The sequence below is a fragment of the Lachnoanaerobaculum sp. Marseille-Q4761 genome, from assembly GCF_017565785.1.
Taxonomy (GTDB): Bacteria; Bacillota; Clostridia; order Lachnospirales; family Lachnospiraceae; genus Lachnoanaerobaculum.
In genome coordinates this window covers 154,896-171,113 of record NZ_JAGEKB010000001.1, presented here as the reverse complement: position 1 = coordinate 171,113, position 16,218 = coordinate 154,896, and the positions used below count along the sequence as shown (strand labels likewise).

Here is a 16,218-nt window from a genome sequence, read left to right as displayed (position 1 = left end):
AAAATGGAGGTCAGTATGGCAAGCAAACTTGAAAAGTCAGTTGAAATCTATCGTTCTCTTGGATATGAGGAAACAGATTTTAAAGATATTTTAAACCTTGGGATAGGAAAAAAGGAAGAACAAAAAATTGCAAGAGAGGGACTAAAATCCGGAGAGTGGTCGGAGATCAAACAATTATCGGAGAACAGTTACGGTTTTGTTCCTGTGGTGGATGTAGACTTAGGCAAACTTGCAATTTTCGCCATTCGTGTGGGTGTGGATGCAAAGAGAGCGGCAAATGTTTTAAGGGCGGGCAGTGAAGCTGCTCTAAAGGCTATTGAGGCTCGTGGAGATACTTATGCTATGAGCTTTATACAAGCTGCCTGTACTTCAAACAGAAGAGTATGGGAGCATTCATTGTCGGTTCTTGGTATGTTGGCATTGAAACTTGTTCATGAAATGAATCTTGAAATTCCTGAATCTGTGGAGTATATGAAAGACTGGGCGGCAGCAGCGGCAATTCTTTTAATGTCAAAAAGAAAAGACTACAATTTTGATGAGGATTTTGTGATTGAAAAGGAAGAGATTTTAAGAAGGTTCAAGGAGCATATAGAAGCCGGAGTGGCCTTAAATGTGCCTGCAACCGGACCTTTTTCATCTTTACTCATATGGGGCGTACAAAATAATATTCTTGATAAAGATATGGCAATGGAGCAGGTGTTTTATGGACTTAATATTGCACAAAGACCGGGAGACAGAAAAGAACTTGTAAATGTTTTAGAGCAAATCGGACTTAGTGACAGAGATATTATAGAAAGAACGGAAACAATTATTCCACTGCTTGGTCTTGGAGAAACAGCAATACTTGAGCGATTTGCACCTGTACTTATAGAGAGTGCCGCTGAAGATTGGTTGTATACAATACTTATTTCCTGCAGTTCGGCAAAGGTGAAAAAAATAAAAAAAATGATTTTGAATTCTGCTTTAAGAAGGGAAAACCTCAAGTCTGTGAATGAGTATGAAGAATGGCTCTTACTTTATAAGCAGGATGAAGATAAAAGCATAGTAAAGCTTGCGGGGAGCATTGAAAACAAATGGGGATTAAAAATCGAACAAGAAGCTATAAAGGAAGAAGTACAAGGGCTTTGGAGAGAAACGCCTAAGCTTTGGGATGTTCCCAAGTTCGCTCTTGGTAAGATATCATCTGAGAGATTAACAGATTTTGCCTCAGTTATTTCTGAAAGAAAGGACTTTATTGAAGATATTGTTTTTGAGAGATTTATTGCAATCGCAAATAATATTGCTTACAGAAATCCGGATGAAGCTAAAATGAGCCTTGCAGGTATTCCAAATGGTGATGCAGGAGGATTAAGAACACTTGGAAGATGGGCTAAGAATCTTGAAATGAATATGATAAAAGACACAAGGGAAAATGTGTGGAATGGTGAAAAAGAAGTCTTAATAATCAGATACCATGACCTTATGTATATGCGAAGAGAGCTATTGTTTAATTCTATGGGCAAATGGCCTTGCTTACTGAGTACACCAAGCTACGTGGATCTAAGTATCAGTTTAAGTGATTTAGTGGAACGCTTATTAATGTATGAAGATAAGAATTTATCATATGTTTCAGAGCCTGATTTACAGCTTGCAATTACAAGGCTGGATATGGAATTGCTTACAGATGCAGATATAAAAAAATACACGGAAGAATTAAAGAAGATGAACCTGAAAATAGAGCTTCCTTCAGGAGAAGTGCTGAAGGATGAATCAGGTGAAGAGATTTTAGTCGGTGATTTGATTGCCGGATATTTAAAAGATCCATACATTGAGCCTGAGTTTACACCGGGGAAAACGCCATACTGGAGAATAGAACTTAATATGCCAAAAAGCCTTAAAGTATTACCGAATAGACTTTCATACAGTCATGACGCAATGTTTACTATTTTTCCGACTTGGGGGGATTATTCTCTTACAGCGATACATAGAGATTATGAAGTTTACCATGGCCAGGGAGTTATCTTAAGGCAGATAGCAAGAAGGAGAAAGCCGGTTACAAAAGGTGCAATGATGAATTGGATCGCAATACAAGGTAATTTAAGCGTTGAGAATGCAGATGATATTATAAAGGCCAGTCAAAAAGCATGGGGTAGAGGACTTTTAACACCCGGAATAGCCGATATTTCTGAGCTTGACTGGAGTGGCACTACACCATCAAACTTGGCTAGTCTGGCTGCTTCAATGGAGAATATGGCAAAAGAAGGTATGCTGAGTTTGGTATGGATGGCTGCATGTGATGTAGTGGAATTATCGCTTAAAGCACCAAGAATGCTTGCAGGAACAGCTGAGATTGTAAAATTTATAAGAGATTATCTTAATGAAGTTATTTTTGCAGTAGAAAATAAGCTTGCCACACAAAATGTATTGGAAATGAATGCAATTAAAACTCTTGCAGCTAAATCAGGGGCTTCAAAAGCAGTAAGTTATGCGAAGGAAATCACAAATAAATTAAAATCATTTGATACGGAGGCTGTAAAAGAAGCAGATGAAAGTGAAAAAACATCTGATGTTAAAGTCTCTCTAAGTGATTTTGATGAGGTGTGGGTGAAATTACCTGAATCCAAAGCACTTATTAATGATAATGTGTCTATGGGTGTAAAAGCTCTTGAAGTAAGAAAGAATGAGAAGGTTTTTCAATTTAACTTAAAACTGCCTGATGTTCCTGAGTATGAATATCAGGTAACAATAGCCGGATGGGTTTACGGGCTTGCAAATGAAGGACAGGTTTCGGCATTTGTGGCAAATAATGATGGAAAAATTATAAATGAAGATGAAAAGGCTGTATGGCTTCATTATGACAGTGTGAAAAAAAAGATTATATTAAGTAAGTTCAGAAATTGGAGAGATGAAGAAAACGGACCTTTAAAAGGAGAACCTACCCCATATTCAAAGGCATTTCTTACAATTGCAGTGGCACTTTTAGCTCAGGATGGAGAAAGTGTATATGGTGCAAAGAGTCTTTTTAAGCAACTGGTAAAATCGGGTGAACTGAATGTAGATACATTAAGGGATATTACAAAGGAACTGCTATGTCATAAAGAGATAAGTCCCGCAAAGCTTGTAAGAGTGGTTGAGAAGGAAAGAGAACTTCTTAGTGTATTCTGGATTATGCTTAGTGAGTGCATAGTTGAGGCAGGTAAGGAAACTGTAAAAAATAATAAACCTCCGGTATGGATAAACCGCATTTTGGATATTTGTAATTACTATGCCGATTATCTAAGAGAAGCGGCAAAGAGAGGGTATATTTCAGAAGAAGATGCCAAATGGCAGGGGCTTTTAGAAATTGCCAAAAGCAGTGCCAAGTCTGCTGCAATTAATAAAGCAAAGAGTCTGGTAAAAGTGTTGGGAATAGGGTGAATAAAGAATGAGAACATTTGATAGGGGAATATATAAAACTTCAAAGGAAGCATTGAAGGCAGTGTTTGGTTATGATTCATTTAGGCCGGGACAGGAATCTGTTATAAATGCTGTTTTGGAGGGCAGAGATATTCTTGCAGTAATGCCTACGGGTGCGGGAAAGTCACTGTGCTATCAGGTTCCGGCTATGCTCCTTTCAGGTATTACATTGGTTATTTCACCGCTTATATCTCTTATGCAGGATCAGGTAAATGCTTTAAATGAAGCCGGTGTGGATGCTGCATTTATAAACAGCTCATTATCTGAAAAGGAGTTGAATGATACCTTCAAAAATGCATACAAAGGTCATTATAAGATTATATATGTGGCACCTGAGAGGTTGATGAGTGAAGGCTTTATCAGCTTCGCCAAAAGTATTGAAATTTCAATGATAACTGTAGATGAGGCACATTGTATATCACAGTGGGGACAGGATTTCAGACCGAGTTATATGGATATAGCAGAGTTTATAAATATATTGGGTAAACGCCCCATTATAAGTGCTTTTACAGCAACTGCAACACAGAATGTCAGAGAGGACATTATTTGCTCATTGGGGCTTAGTGATCCATATTTTCTTGTAACAGGCTTCGACAGAGAAAATTTGTTCTTTCAGGTAGATAAACCACAGAATAAGGAACGATTTATACTTGATTATATAGAAAGACATAGGGGCGAAAGCGGTATTATATACTGTGCCACAAGAAAAAATGTTGACAGTCTGTATACACTTTTAAGAAAGCAACATATTTCGGTTGCCAGATATCATGCCGGAATGAGTAATGAAGAGAGAAAGCAAATGCAAGATGATTTTGTATTTGACTATACAAGTATTGTAATAGCGACAAATGCATTCGGAATGGGAATTGATAAATCAAATGTCAGATTCGTTATTCACTATAATATGCCTTCAAGTATGGAAAATTATTATCAGGAAGCCGGAAGGGCCGGCAGAGACGGTTTAAATTCTGAATGTATATTACTTTTTTCACCTCAGGATATTATAATAAACAGGTTTTTATTGGAGCATAAGGATTTTAGTGATATTGATCCCATAGATGCCACGACGATCAGAGAGAGGGATATTAAAAGACTTCAGATAATGGAGGGATATTGCTATACAACTGAATGCCTGCGCAATTATATTTTAAAATACTTTGGTGAAGATCCTAAAAAGCCATGTGATGATTGCGGTAATTGTCTGCGGCAATTTGAAACTCTGGATATGACGGATGAGGCTAAAAAGATAATAAATTGTATATATGAGTCTCGTGGCAGATATGGTAAGAATATAATAATGGATACGGTTCTTGGAGCAAAGACTGCAAGGCTTACTGAAATAGGAGCAAGTAAATATAAATCCTATGGAGTTTTGGAATCATCAAATAAAAATCTGCTAAGACGGCTTATTGAAGAGCTTTTACTTGAAGGCTATATTTTGACAGGTGAATATCAGGTTTTAAAACTTGGAGATATAAGTAGACTTAAAAACACTGATACTAAAGTGATGGTCAAGATTACGGATGAAGATAAGGTCACAAATAGGAAGTTAAAGCCTAAGAAGAATATAAATGGTATGGATTCACTAACTTCTGCAGGATTTAAACTCTTTGACAAGTTAAAAGAGCTTAGACTTGAAATTGCAAGGGCTGAAAAGATACCTCCATATATCGTTTTCAATGATAAGACCTTGATAGATATGTGTGCAAAGATGCCGACTACAAAGTCCGATATGCTGAATGTTTCGGGTGTCGGGGAAAATAAATACGGTAAATACGGCGAGAGATTTATTGCGGTAATAAAGGGATATCAGTTATGAATAGAGGTGGAGGATAATTATTGAAAAATATGACAAAGTAATCGGAAAGCAGTTTGGAATAATTAAAGGTGAAAGAAATTTTGTTTTTATTAAAACAGGTGGAGGAGGAAATATTGAAGGTTTTAAAAATAAATATTTAAATATGCTCCTTATGTAGAGGTATTGGAACCTGAAAGTCTTAGGGATCGGATTAAGGAAGATATCGCATATATGTCAAAGAGATACTCTGACTGATAATGTTAGAAAGCCATATTAAAGCGTTTAAAAAACAATAAAAGGCAGATAACAAAACGCCCAAAATCTGCTGTCATTTTTAATGGACAGGTGGTTTGATAGACTCCTAATATAACAAAGAAGTACTTTGTAGATTGGAGGAAGAAAATGATAGCACAGATGAGTAGTAAATCAAAGATTTATCACAGACCGGGATGCAGATTTATAAATCGAATAGAAGAAAAGTCATTGGTAAGTTTTGACTTGGATGATGGAAGGATTAAATATTTAAAGCCATGTAAGTGTTGCTGTAACATCAAGTTTGTATACAATGGATATAGAGAAAATTTAAAGGATGTATTTAGAGATTTACCTATTTGGACAGAGCTTAGGGAAGATTATATAGGAGTACATACTGATTGGTATAATTGGAGAATCAGTCTGAGCAAGTCAAGTCAGGATATAAGGCTGTACCTTGAAGAGTGGAATGAAGAACTTCAAAAAGATTTGTTAATCAGAGTGGATGAAATCGGAAAAAGTAAGAATCTGAAAACAGCTATGAGATATATTGCAAAGGAAGAGAGGGTAGCCTTTTATCCTTGTAAGTATAGAAAGTATGCACTTGGAATAGAGTACTTAGCTAATAAAAGGGGAGTACAAATAGAGTTTGATGATACTGATCTTTATATTCTTACTGATATGGCTGCTTGGAAAATATCATATGTACAATACTTTGACAGGTATAAGTTATTGCATTGTCCATTTGATAATAAGCCTCTTACTATGGAGGAGGCAAAGACTGCACATTACCATGTACAAAAGGATGTGGCAAAGAATCAATCACCGTATAATCATTTGGAATATATTGTAAAACATGATGAAGCAAAAAAGTTAATACAGATTAGTTATAAAAAATTACCGAAAGTGACAAAGCAACAAAAAAAGTATTATCGTCAAGCTGAAAATAGGGAAAAAAGAAATAGTATCAGAAGAGTTTGGAAGCTATTTGAAGAGCTTGAATCAGGAAAGGAGAAATATGGCAGCAGATTTTAAGTATGATATTGTAGAGGAGATAGGTGTTTTATCGGAGAATGCAAAGGGGTGGAGAAAGGAACTTAACCTGATTTCATGGAACGGCGCCACACCTAAGTATGATATCAGAGAATGGGCACCGAATCATGAGAAGATGGGAAAGGGTGTGACACTAACAAAAGAGGAGCTTGAGACTCTTAAAAAACTTATGGAGTAACTATTTTAATATCAAAGAAAATTGAAAGAAAACAGTCAAAAGAGCATAAAAAATACCTTAAATAGAATTATATTGAGGATTTTAGCCTAATATGTTATTATATAATTTATATGGAGGTGGTTTTATGTGGAAGAGTATTGTTAGATTGTCATCTTTAACAATAAAAAATATTAAGAATGTAAAAAACGGTACAATAATCATGCCACATGAATACAATAGAAGTTTTGATTGTGGCAGTGCGGAAATACTGGGAGTTTATGGGCAAAACGGTTCAGGAAAGACTGCAATTGTTGATACATTTTCATTTCTTCAACAAATCATGATTGGTGAGGAATTAGACCAAAGAATAGCTGATTATATTGATACAGATTCAGAAAGTGCGGAAGTAAATGCCGAATTTAAAATATTTAAGGAAAATGTTTTATATGAAGTTGGATATTATATAATTTTTTCTAAGGGTGATAATGGAATATGTATTGATAGAGAATACATAAATTGTGCAATAAATCAGGATGGAAGCAGAACAAATAAAAATGTTTTCATGGACTATAGGAGAAATGAGACTGAAACTATTTTTAAGCCACAGAAACGACTTGAGGAATTGATTGGAAAGAATAAGGACATTAAAACAGATCTTATTGTAGCAAAAAAAATGGCTGAAAAAAGTAATTGCTCATATATCTTCGGCGAAAACAGCAGGGATATTTTCTTTAATAATGTATCAGACAAATTTAAAATTTATGTGGATGTACTGAGTGCATTGTTTAGATTTGCACTTGGAGATTTATTTGTAATAGACAATTCACACTCAGGTATGATTTCAACAAATGTTCTATTACCTATGTCTTTTCGTGTTGATAAAGAGAAAATCGGAATGAAGGGAGATTTTGCAGTACCTTTGATGGAGCCTTTTGTATTGGACAGTGAACGCAAAGAACTGCTTAAAGAGATTGTGGATCAAATCAACACAGTGCTTTATACAATAATTCCCGGAATGCGGATAGATATTAAAGAATATGGTAAACAAGCTTTAGATTCAGGTGAAGAGGGATGGAAAGTTGAACTTATGTCTGTAAGAGGAAATAAGAAACCTATTCCTATCAGAATGGAATCGGATGGTATTATTAAGATCATTTCCATTTTAAATGCCCTTATACAGGCATTTAGCAATGCCTCAATATGTTTGATTATTGATGAGCTGGATGCCGGAATCTTTGAATACCTATTAGGTGAGTTATTAGATATTTTTTCAAAGAGTGCCAAGGGACAGTTGATTTTTACATCTCATAATCTTCGTGCTCTTGAGATGCTTGATAAAGAAAGTATTATGTTTTCAACGGTTAATCCTAATAACAGATATATTCATATGAAGAATGTTAAAGATTCAAATAATCTCAGAAGTATGTACATTCGGAGCATAACGCTTGGAGGACAGGAAGAGCCTATTTATGAAGAAACTGACAGTTTAAAGATAGCAAGAGCATTCAGAAAAGCGGGGAAACTTTTGCATGAAGAGAGAAAAAAAAGTTGTGATGGTAATAGTTGAAGGACCTAGCGATGAAAATGCAATTGGAGGTATTTTAAAAGAACATTTTTCGACTAAAGAAGTTCAATTTGCGGTGGTTCATGGAGATATTACATCCGATTTTGCCACTACAAAAGATAATGTGCTGATTAAAATAGGAGATAAAGTAGAAGAAATCAGAAACAAGTATGGATATCGTTCGAATGACTTTGTCAGTATAATTCATATAACAGATACTGACGGTGCTTTTACAAAAGATTGTATACAGCAGAGTGATATAAAAAATATACAGTATTATGAAGATCATATTGAGACTGATGATGTCTCTAAGGTAGAGAAGAGGAATAAACATAAGTCAGAAATCCTTTCTAAGTTATATACAATACCAAGAGTTAAAGGTATTAATTACAGGATTTACTTTAATTCTTGTAATATTGAACATGTATTATATGATGAACTGAAAGATTTTACAGATGAGGAGAAACAGACTCTTTCAGATGATTTTGCAGAAGAATATGAGGGAAAAGTTGAGGCATTTATTGAATTTATTTCCGATCCCGCTTTTGCAGTTATAGATACTTATAAAAACACTTGGAGATTTATAGAAAAGGATATGAACTCATTGCATAGACATTCCAATATGCACTTAATATTTAAATGATATTAAATCTCTTAATTTACTGTATAGGAAGAGCAAAATTTATATAGATATTATTTATATAAATCCCCTTAAACAGATATGAAAAAACAGTCTGTTGAAGGGGATTTTAAGTTGGAATATTGTTTTTTGGATAAGTTTTGTATGCCGTCACAATATATAATCCCGTTAAATTTCCATATTAAAGGTATTAGCGTTACTATGACAGCCCATTTACCTTCACGTCTTTATATCCACTTTATTAAGATACAACATACCTATACCAAAAGTAATACAGATATAAAATAAACATGATAATATAGTAAGAGGTATATTAAGCTCTCCTTTTATATTTGTGCTTCCCATAGAATAAATCAGCATTGAAAACGGTGTGGCATAAAAAAGTCCTTTTAAATTAAGCAAAAGTCCAAATATATTTCCAAGGAAAGCAAGTCCTACAGGTATTGCAAAGGAGCGTATTATTAATGACAACATACATTGGAAACCTGCAATAGCAATAATACAGATTAAACTTGTAAAAATCCTTAAAAAGAATATCGAAGGTATATTACCCGGGATACCGAGCAGCTTTCCGGAAATAATATATATTATAGCAACCCATAGTATACAAATCATGGAAAGAGCTGCAGTTGTAAGCCATTTATCCTTTAAGATTTTAAATCTTGAGTTTGCTGTAAGTACTATATTCCAGTTATTTCCCTGATGCTCCATACGAAACAGAAGGCTTGCCAGAATAGCAATCAAAGGAGACAGGAAAAACATTCCTAAAAACAACGATTCTTGAGTCCAAAGGTCATCCCAGTTAAAGGACAGTACATACTGGTTTCCAAGGAAATTTATAATACCGATGCTTGCTGAAATAACAGGAATCAAAATAAAGGGAATCCATACAGGATTGTATTTAAGTTTTATAAGTTCAGCAGGCAGTATAGTATGTATACTCTTTCTTTTAGCTGTTGAATGAATAAAGGTAAAGTTCATTGTTTCCGGAGTATTAAATACTTTAAAGCCTATTATCATAGTAACAAAAAAATATATTAAACCTACAAGAACAGCCGGAATATTTATCTTATTCCATGAAAGCAGTATTTGTCTTGTTGCAGAATCAAAATCCATAGATACGGTACTTAGAGAAAACAGTACAGACCATGGTGTAAGTGAAAACTTGCTTATAAAAGCAAGGAAAACGCCTGCCAGTGTTCCGCCAAATGCGATAGAAAGTGCTGCAAACTGACTCTGAAATCTTAGTGAAAGCAGACATTGCAATTGGAAAATAATCATACCGAATATAATTTCGGATAATATTGTAAATACAAGATAAAAAAGCGGGAAATCACTTTCAGGCAGAATCTTTACAGAAAAATAAAGCAGTAAGATCGTCTGTAATATACAAAATAAAATTATATGCACGAAACCGAACATCAGCTTTGATATATAAAGTTTTGTTCTGCTATAAAGTGTAGGTAGAGTATTCCACATATTGCCTTTATTTTCCATATCAATACATTTGCTGGCAAGTACAGACATCATAATGGAAATCAATAATGTATTGATAAAAGGAATTGAGGCAAAAATCATTTGCCATTCCTGCCCCTGCGGCAGTCTGCCTTGTAATACATAAAGACAGTTTAAAATAATTCCGATAAATAAAAGTAAAGCTGAAATTATAAACTTATTTTTCTTAAATTCTATTAAAAGATACTGATGTAAACCTATTTGCTTCATAGTGATTCCCTTTCTCCGGTAAGTTCAAGGAAAATCTGTTCCAGATTTTCGCCGGTTGATTCAAGTTCGGATAATTTTCCCTGATATAGCATCTGCCCTTTGTGAATGATACCTACATAGTCAGCCATTTGTTCTATCTCATTAAGAAGATGGCTTGATATAAGAACAGTTATATCTCTTTCCTTTGGTAAAGAGGTAATCAGATTTCTGATTTCCATTATGCCTGCAGGATCAAGCCCGTTACTTGGCTCATCCAAAATAAGGAACTTGGGATCCCCAAGTAAAGCCATAGCAATACCGAGTCTTTGCTTCATACCGAGTGAATATGCACCAAGCTTTTTATCCTTTTGTTCATATAAGCGAACTGTTTTTAATGCTTTTTCTATTTCCGATTCATTTACACCCTTTAATTTTGCAATGATTTGCATATTTTCAAGACCGCTTAGATGTGGGTAGCCTCCGGGGTTCTCTATAAGGCTGCCTGTTTTATGCAGTAAAGACAAAAGATTTTTAGCCGATACATCTTCACCGAACATCTTTATTTCACCGGCATCCTTTTTTATCAGCCCCAGAATCATTTTAAGGGTTGTTGTTTTACCGGCTCCATTAGGTCCAAGGAATCCATAGACACAGGATTTCGGTATACTCATGGATAAGTTTTTGACACGATAGCTGCTACCACTCTTTTTAGATAAATTTTTGATTTCAAGTATTGTATTGTTCATATATATTCCCTTCTAATTACTTTAAAAGTTTGCCTTTGTCGCAGTCTGATTTTGCCGTTGTAGTCAGACTTTTAGTATTAATATTCCTAAAATCGGCATATGCAGTTTTTTGCATGTATATAGAATAATGGTCAAAGCTTATATTAAGATTATCTCTACATTATGATTACATTAAGAAATTCATTTTTATATATTGTAGGAGCTTATATAAGTTATAATAAGTAAAGAAAATAATATAGGAGTAAATATGGAAAAGAAAGATTGTAAAATCCTTATAATAGATGATGAAAGAGAGCTTGCAGGAGTAGTAGCGGATATTTTAAAAAATGAAGGTTACAGCAATGTAGAATCGGCATTCAGTTTAAAAGAAGCAAATGAAAAAATAAAAAAATGTCAAGTACATTTGATTTTACTGGATGTGATGCTTGGTGACGGAAACGGATTTGATTTTTATGAGAGATTAAAAAATGAAGGAATCTTTCCAAAACTGCCTGTGATTTTTCTCTCGGCAAGGGATGAGGATGAGAGCAGGCTGCATGGTCTGGGACTTGGAGCGGATGATTATATTACAAAGCCCTTTCTTCCAAAAGAATTATTGCTTCGTATAGGGGCGGTAATCAGAAGATGTTATACAATAGATGAAAATATATCGGAAGTAATATTGGGAGAAAGCCTGGTATCTTTAGATGGAGGTACAGTTAGAAAAAACGGAGAAGATATAACACTTACAGCAAAAGAACTTACGCTGTTTTCTGTTTTATATCGAAATAGAGGAAGGATAGTAACCACAGATATACTTTGTGAGGAACTTTGGCCGGACGGAAGCTATGGACTGGAAAATTCCTTAATAGTTCATATGCGACATCTGCGTGAAAAAATAGAGAAAAATCCGTCAAAGCCTGTATTTTTAAAAACAGTCAGAGGGCTTGGCTATAAATTGGAGAGAGCATGAGAATAAGGGGAGAAAGAAGAGTACAATTTATAATTAATATATTACTCTGTGCGATAGTCATACTATTTATTGATTTGATAATTTACAGCATAATAGTACATGAAAGCCAGGATGTGTATAAAACATCTGCCGGAGAAATAATGAATAATATGACCGGTGATAAAGGAAAATTCTCATTAAGTGTGGAAGAAAGTGTAAAACTTCATAGTAATAATGAATTTGCTTTTATAATTGATAAAGAGGGAAAAACTGTATGGAGTGAGAATTTACCGGATGATCTAAAAAATCGACAGTATACTTTGCAGGATGTGGCAAAGTTTTCAAGATATTATCTGGAGGATTATCCGGTACATACCTATGTAGTAGATGATGGGGGGCTGTTAATAATAGGTAAGTTAAACAGCAAAATATGGAAATATACATTGGAATATGATGTAAATAATCTTTTATTATTTGTTAAAATAACACCTTTAGTACTTGTTGTTAATATTATTTTATTAATTTTTATATCTTTGAAGCTTTATAAGGCAAAGCAAAGAATGAGAGAAGAAGAAAGGGTGGAGTGGATTGCAGGAGTTTCACATGATATACGAACACCGCTTGCTATTATACTTGGCAATGCACAAATGATATTAAATGAAAGCCCGGATGACAGAATAAAAAACAAAGCTGAAATTATTGATAAACAGGGAGTACGTATAAGAGCATTGGTTGAAAATCTAAATCTTTCAAGTAAACTTGATTTTGGAACAGGAAGATTTATAAAAAAGCAGGTTCAAATGAGTGTTTTTATTCGTAAAATCTTAACCAATATTATAAATACACTGGATGAAGATACAGTATCAAAGTTTGAATTTGATCTGAATATAGAAGAGGGTTTACAGGGAAAAACTTTTTTAATAAATGAGGAGCTTGTGGAAAGAGCGATAATAAATCTTATAAATAACTCTATGAAATACAATGAAGAAGGATGCACCATCAGCATAAACCTGAATGAAAATAATAAAAATACTGTTTTAGAAATAAAAGATAACGGGCAGGGAGTAAACAGGGAGTTTTTGCAAAAAATAAATAAAAAGTCCTATGCCTTTGAAAAAAGTATGGGCAATCACGGACTTGGACTGAAGATAGTAAAAAAGGTGGCAGAATATCATAGATGGAAGATTGAATTTTTGAAAAATGAGGAAGGCGGATTTAGTTGCAGGATGCAGTGGTAATGCATCAAAGCAAAATAATGGAGTCGGGCGGCACTATTACAGAGTATTTATTTTGGATAAATACTCTGTGGGTGTGCATCCGTATATCTTTTTAAAACGGCGATTAAAATATGCAGCATCTGAAAAGCCGCATTCATAGGCTGTTTCGTATATAGGCTTTTTTATATTAAGTTTCATTTTTTCAACAGCTTTTTGAACTCTGTAATTAATGAGGTATTGTATAGGTGTTGTACATAAAATATCTTTAAACAGGCGTAGACAGGTGCTTACACTTATATCTGCACTTTTTGCTATATCTTTAATACCGATAAATGAATCGTAATTATTTTCAATAAAAACAATAGCTTTTTTGATGCGGGATTCGTCTTTTTTTGAATTATTGGTATAAATGTTTTCTTCCGATATAAAATCCATATGATCAATTATTAAAGCAAATACATGACCAAGATCGGCTTTAACATTCAAAGGATAATCTTTATGCTCATAAGCACCCTGCTGCCAGGCATCTTCACAAAGTTTCAGTATTTTATTCTGCCAGCCGATTTCAGGAGATAATTTTATAAATGGAAAAGTACAATTATTTATAACAGGATCTATATAAGTTTGTCTAATGATATCATCTTTTGAACATAAAAGATCCGGCGAAAATATAAGGCAGTGCTGATGTCCGGTCACAGACTTAAGGTTTGCAGAGTGCAATATGCCTCCATTGGCAAAATAACCCTCTCCGGCTTTTAATATAAGTTCGCTGTTTGATATTTTGACATTTACAATGCCCTCAGTGATAATTACAACTTCAAATTCATCATGCCAATGCCATGGAACGGAAACCTTCACCAAATCATCGTCAAAGAAAGCTATCGGAAAATCCTTTGTTCCATAGGTGAGCATTTCCCTACCGTCTTTATCAACCTTATCGACAGAGTATGAAAGTGACATTTTACCTCCTATATAATGACCATATAGTACTATTAAAATAACGATAATAAACGATATAGTACTACATGTTTTGATTTATTTTACGATATAATACTAACATATAAAATGAATATTTGAAATGAGGTAAATATGATTTCTTTACTACTGGCTGTTATATATCTGGTTTTTATCAGTCTTGGACTGCCGGATTCGCTTTTAGGCTCAGGCTGGCCGAAAATGCAGGTGGTATTTGGAGTACCGTCTTCATATGCAGGTTATATATCAATGACTATATGCTTTATGACTATTATATCAGCACTTCTAAGCCCCGGAATGATTAATAGATTTCATACAAAGTGGATTGTAATATCATCAATAGTACTTACTATTTTGGGTTTAGCCGGTTTTTCCATTTCACACAGATATGAAATGCTTTTTATTTTTGCAATTCCTTACGGACTTGGAGCAGGAGCGATTGACGCATCTGTCAATCATTATGTGGCAAGCAATTACTCAGGCTCTGTTATGAATTTTTTACATTGCTTTTACGGAGTAGGAGCAATGATTAGCCCGTATATTATGTCGCGTGCACTTAAATATGCAAAGTGGAATGAAGGATATTTATGGACGGCTTTTGTTCAAACTGCTATTTTGGCAATTGTAATAATTTCATTGCCGCTATGGAAGGGCAATGAATCGGAAGCAGAGGAAGATAGGCAGGAGAGTGCAGGAATCAGAGAGAGTATTAAGGTGCCGGGAGTCTTGTTGACATTGATTGCTTTTTTTGCCTACTGTTCAGGTGAGGCAACCTGTTTTTTGTGGACTCCCAGCTATTTTGCAGGCACCAAGTCAGGACTGTCGGATGAAAGAATTGCAGCATTCGGAGCGCTTATATTTGGCGGTTTGATGCTTGGAAGATTGATTTCAGGTTTTATATCAAATATATTTGGAGACAAAAAGCTTATTAGATTAGGTATTATTTTGGAATTTATCGGGATTTTTATGTTATTTATTCCTACACAAAACTATCTGGTTGCTGCTATAGGCTTTGTGATAATAGGAACCGGTATGGGACCTGTATATCCCGCAATTCAGCATATGGCACCGACAAATTTTGGAAAAAGATACAGTGCGGCTGTTATCGGGCTTCAAATGGCATTTGCCTATACAGGAAGTACATTTATGCCGATGGTATTCGGGGTGTTGCAGCAGCATATAGGTATCGGGATAATGCCTGTATATTTGATATTTTTTGCAATACTTAATATAGGAATGCTTGAACTGGCATATTTAAGATGCAAAAAAATCCAAACCATATAAAATATATTTCCTTCTTATAAGCCCATATAATATGATGTCATTTTTATCGGACACATTATATGCTAGGATAAAAATATCAAAAAGAAGATTAAAACTTGGAGGAAATATGAAAGAGATTTATTTTACTATTACAGGTACAAGTCATCATTATGGTCAGGATTTTTTAAAGCCTAAGATGAAGGTTAAACTTATCAAGGAGACGGATAATGAATATGATAAGGAGGCAATCAAGGTGGAACTGCCGGGGCTTGGCACTATCGGTTATGTGGCAAACAGCCCTTATACGGTATTAGGTGAGAGTTACAGTGCAGGCAGGCTTTATGATAAGATAGGTGACAGTGCAAAGGGAAGAATTTTATATGTAATGCCAAAAGGCATCCTGTGTGAACTTATAAATCAGTAAAAGCTATAAAATAACAGTGGACTTTAGATTTATTTACAAACAAATATCGGGGTTAAAGA

General features: G+C 34.5%; 14 protein-coding genes. 11 read left to right on the top strand and 3 right to left on the bottom strand.

Annotation, left to right across the window (positions count from 1 at the left end; translation table 11 throughout):
- Positions 1-15 precede the first annotated feature (15 nt).
- The 7 genes from J4O15_RS00830 (at position 16) to J4O15_RS00805 (ending at position 8,902) form a co-directional block, all read left to right on the top strand.
- On the top strand, positions 16-3,396 hold the full coding sequence (locus tag J4O15_RS00830) for a PRTRC system protein E (protein ID WP_208099344.1): 3,381 nt from the start codon (positions 16-18) through the stop codon (positions 3,394-3,396).
- Positions 3,397-3,403: 7 nt separating this feature from the next.
- Positions 3,404-5,254 (top strand): DNA helicase RecQ, encoded by a 1,851-nt coding sequence (recQ, locus tag J4O15_RS00825; RefSeq protein WP_208099343.1) that lies wholly within the window; start codon positions 3,404-3,406, stop codon positions 5,252-5,254.
- Positions 5,255-5,416: 162 nt separating this feature from the next.
- Entirely contained in the window at positions 5,417-5,488 is a 72-nt protein-coding gene (locus tag J4O15_RS16505; protein WP_442911594.1) for a hypothetical protein, read from the top strand.
- Positions 5,489-5,635: 147 nt separating this feature from the next.
- The gene (locus tag J4O15_RS00820; RefSeq protein WP_208099342.1) at positions 5,636-6,520 is read left to right on the top strand and encodes a hypothetical protein; all 885 of its coding nucleotides are present in this window, start codon (positions 5,636-5,638) and stop codon (positions 6,518-6,520) included.
- Complete coding sequence (locus J4O15_RS00815; RefSeq protein ID WP_208099341.1) at positions 6,504-6,716, top strand: YdbC family protein; 213 nt, start codon at positions 6,504-6,506, stop codon at positions 6,714-6,716. The genes J4O15_RS00820 and J4O15_RS00815 overlap by 17 nt, the downstream gene beginning before the upstream one ends.
- A 124-nt stretch (positions 6,717-6,840) precedes the next feature.
- Positions 6,841-8,262 (top strand): AAA family ATPase, encoded by a 1,422-nt coding sequence (locus tag J4O15_RS00810; protein WP_208099340.1) that lies wholly within the window; start codon positions 6,841-6,843, stop codon positions 8,260-8,262.
- Complete coding sequence (locus tag J4O15_RS00805) at positions 8,225-8,902, top strand: hypothetical protein (protein WP_208099339.1); 678 nt, start codon at positions 8,225-8,227, stop codon at positions 8,900-8,902. The genes J4O15_RS00810 and J4O15_RS00805 overlap by 38 nt, the downstream gene beginning before the upstream one ends.
- A gap of 216 nt (positions 8,903-9,118) precedes the next feature.
- On the opposite strand, the gene J4O15_RS00800 is transcribed toward J4O15_RS00805, so the two are convergent.
- Together J4O15_RS00800 and J4O15_RS00795 are read right to left on the bottom strand one after the other, a co-directional pair.
- Positions 9,119-10,624 (bottom strand): ABC transporter permease, encoded by a 1,506-nt coding sequence (locus J4O15_RS00800; RefSeq protein ID WP_208099338.1) that lies wholly within the window; start codon positions 10,622-10,624, stop codon positions 9,119-9,121.
- Positions 10,621-11,349: an ABC transporter ATP-binding protein gene (locus tag J4O15_RS00795; RefSeq protein WP_009219442.1), complete on the bottom strand. Its 729-nt coding sequence runs from the start codon at positions 11,347-11,349 to the stop codon at positions 10,621-10,623. The genes J4O15_RS00800 and J4O15_RS00795 overlap by 4 nt, the downstream gene beginning before the upstream one ends.
- Before the next feature lie 247 nt (positions 11,350-11,596).
- On the opposite strand from J4O15_RS00795, the gene J4O15_RS00790 reads away from it, so the two are divergent.
- Positions 11,597-12,301 (top strand): response regulator transcription factor, encoded by a 705-nt coding sequence (locus J4O15_RS00790; RefSeq protein WP_034213769.1) that lies wholly within the window; start codon positions 11,597-11,599, stop codon positions 12,299-12,301.
- A complete protein-coding gene (locus J4O15_RS00785; RefSeq protein ID WP_208099337.1) occupies positions 12,298-13,518 on the top strand; it encodes a sensor histidine kinase in 1,221 nt (406 codons plus the stop codon). The genes J4O15_RS00790 and J4O15_RS00785 overlap by 4 nt, the downstream gene beginning before the upstream one ends.
- A 36-nt stretch (positions 13,519-13,554) precedes the next feature.
- On the opposite strand, the gene J4O15_RS00780 is transcribed toward J4O15_RS00785, so the two are convergent.
- Positions 13,555-14,457: a helix-turn-helix domain-containing protein gene (locus J4O15_RS00780; RefSeq protein ID WP_208099336.1), complete on the bottom strand. Its 903-nt coding sequence runs from the start codon at positions 14,455-14,457 to the stop codon at positions 13,555-13,557.
- A 129-nt stretch (positions 14,458-14,586) separates the two neighbouring features.
- On the opposite strand from J4O15_RS00780, the gene J4O15_RS00775 reads away from it, so the two are divergent.
- The gene (locus tag J4O15_RS00775) at positions 14,587-15,756 is read left to right on the top strand and encodes an MFS transporter (RefSeq protein WP_208099335.1); all 1,170 of its coding nucleotides are present in this window, start codon (positions 14,587-14,589) and stop codon (positions 15,754-15,756) included.
- A 106-nt stretch (positions 15,757-15,862) separates the two neighbouring features.
- Positions 15,863-16,159, top strand: a complete 297-nt coding sequence (locus tag J4O15_RS00770; RefSeq protein WP_208099334.1) for an HIRAN domain-containing protein — start codon at positions 15,863-15,865, stop codon at positions 16,157-16,159.
- Positions 16,160-16,218: the final 59 nt, after the last annotated feature.

Excerpts from the sequence above, each read along its gene's own strand:
- recQ (WP_208099343.1), top strand. The coding sequence starts at position 3,404 with ATGAGAACATTTGATAGGGGAATATATAAAACTTCAAAGGAAGCATTG.
- J4O15_RS00810 (WP_208099340.1), top strand. The coding sequence starts at position 6,841 with ATGTGGAAGAGTATTGTTAGATTGTCATCTTTAACAATAAAAAATATT.
- J4O15_RS00775 (WP_208099335.1), top strand. The coding sequence starts at position 14,587 with ATGATTTCTTTACTACTGGCTGTTATATATCTGGTTTTTATCAGTCTT.
- J4O15_RS00795 (WP_009219442.1), bottom strand. The coding sequence starts at position 11,349 with ATGAACAATACAATACTTGAAATCAAAAATTTATCTAAAAAGAGTGGT.
- J4O15_RS00815 (WP_208099341.1), top strand. The coding sequence starts at position 6,504 with ATGGCAGCAGATTTTAAGTATGATATTGTAGAGGAGATAGGTGTTTTA.
- J4O15_RS00780 (WP_208099336.1), bottom strand. The coding sequence starts at position 14,457 with ATGTCACTTTCATACTCTGTCGATAAGGTTGATAAAGACGGTAGGGAA.
- J4O15_RS00785 (WP_208099337.1), top strand. The coding sequence starts at position 12,298 with ATGAGAATAAGGGGAGAAAGAAGAGTACAATTTATAATTAATATATTA.
- J4O15_RS00820 (WP_208099342.1), top strand. The coding sequence starts at position 5,636 with ATGATAGCACAGATGAGTAGTAAATCAAAGATTTATCACAGACCGGGA.
- J4O15_RS00800 (WP_208099338.1), bottom strand. The coding sequence starts at position 10,624 with ATGAAGCAAATAGGTTTACATCAGTATCTTTTAATAGAATTTAAGAAA.
- J4O15_RS00830 (WP_208099344.1), top strand. The coding sequence starts at position 16 with ATGGCAAGCAAACTTGAAAAGTCAGTTGAAATCTATCGTTCTCTTGGA.
- J4O15_RS00790 (WP_034213769.1), top strand. The coding sequence starts at position 11,597 with ATGGAAAAGAAAGATTGTAAAATCCTTATAATAGATGATGAAAGAGAG.
- J4O15_RS00805 (WP_208099339.1), top strand. The coding sequence starts at position 8,225 with ATGAAGAGAGAAAAAAAAGTTGTGATGGTAATAGTTGAAGGACCTAGC.
- J4O15_RS00770 (WP_208099334.1), top strand. The coding sequence starts at position 15,863 with ATGAAAGAGATTTATTTTACTATTACAGGTACAAGTCATCATTATGGT.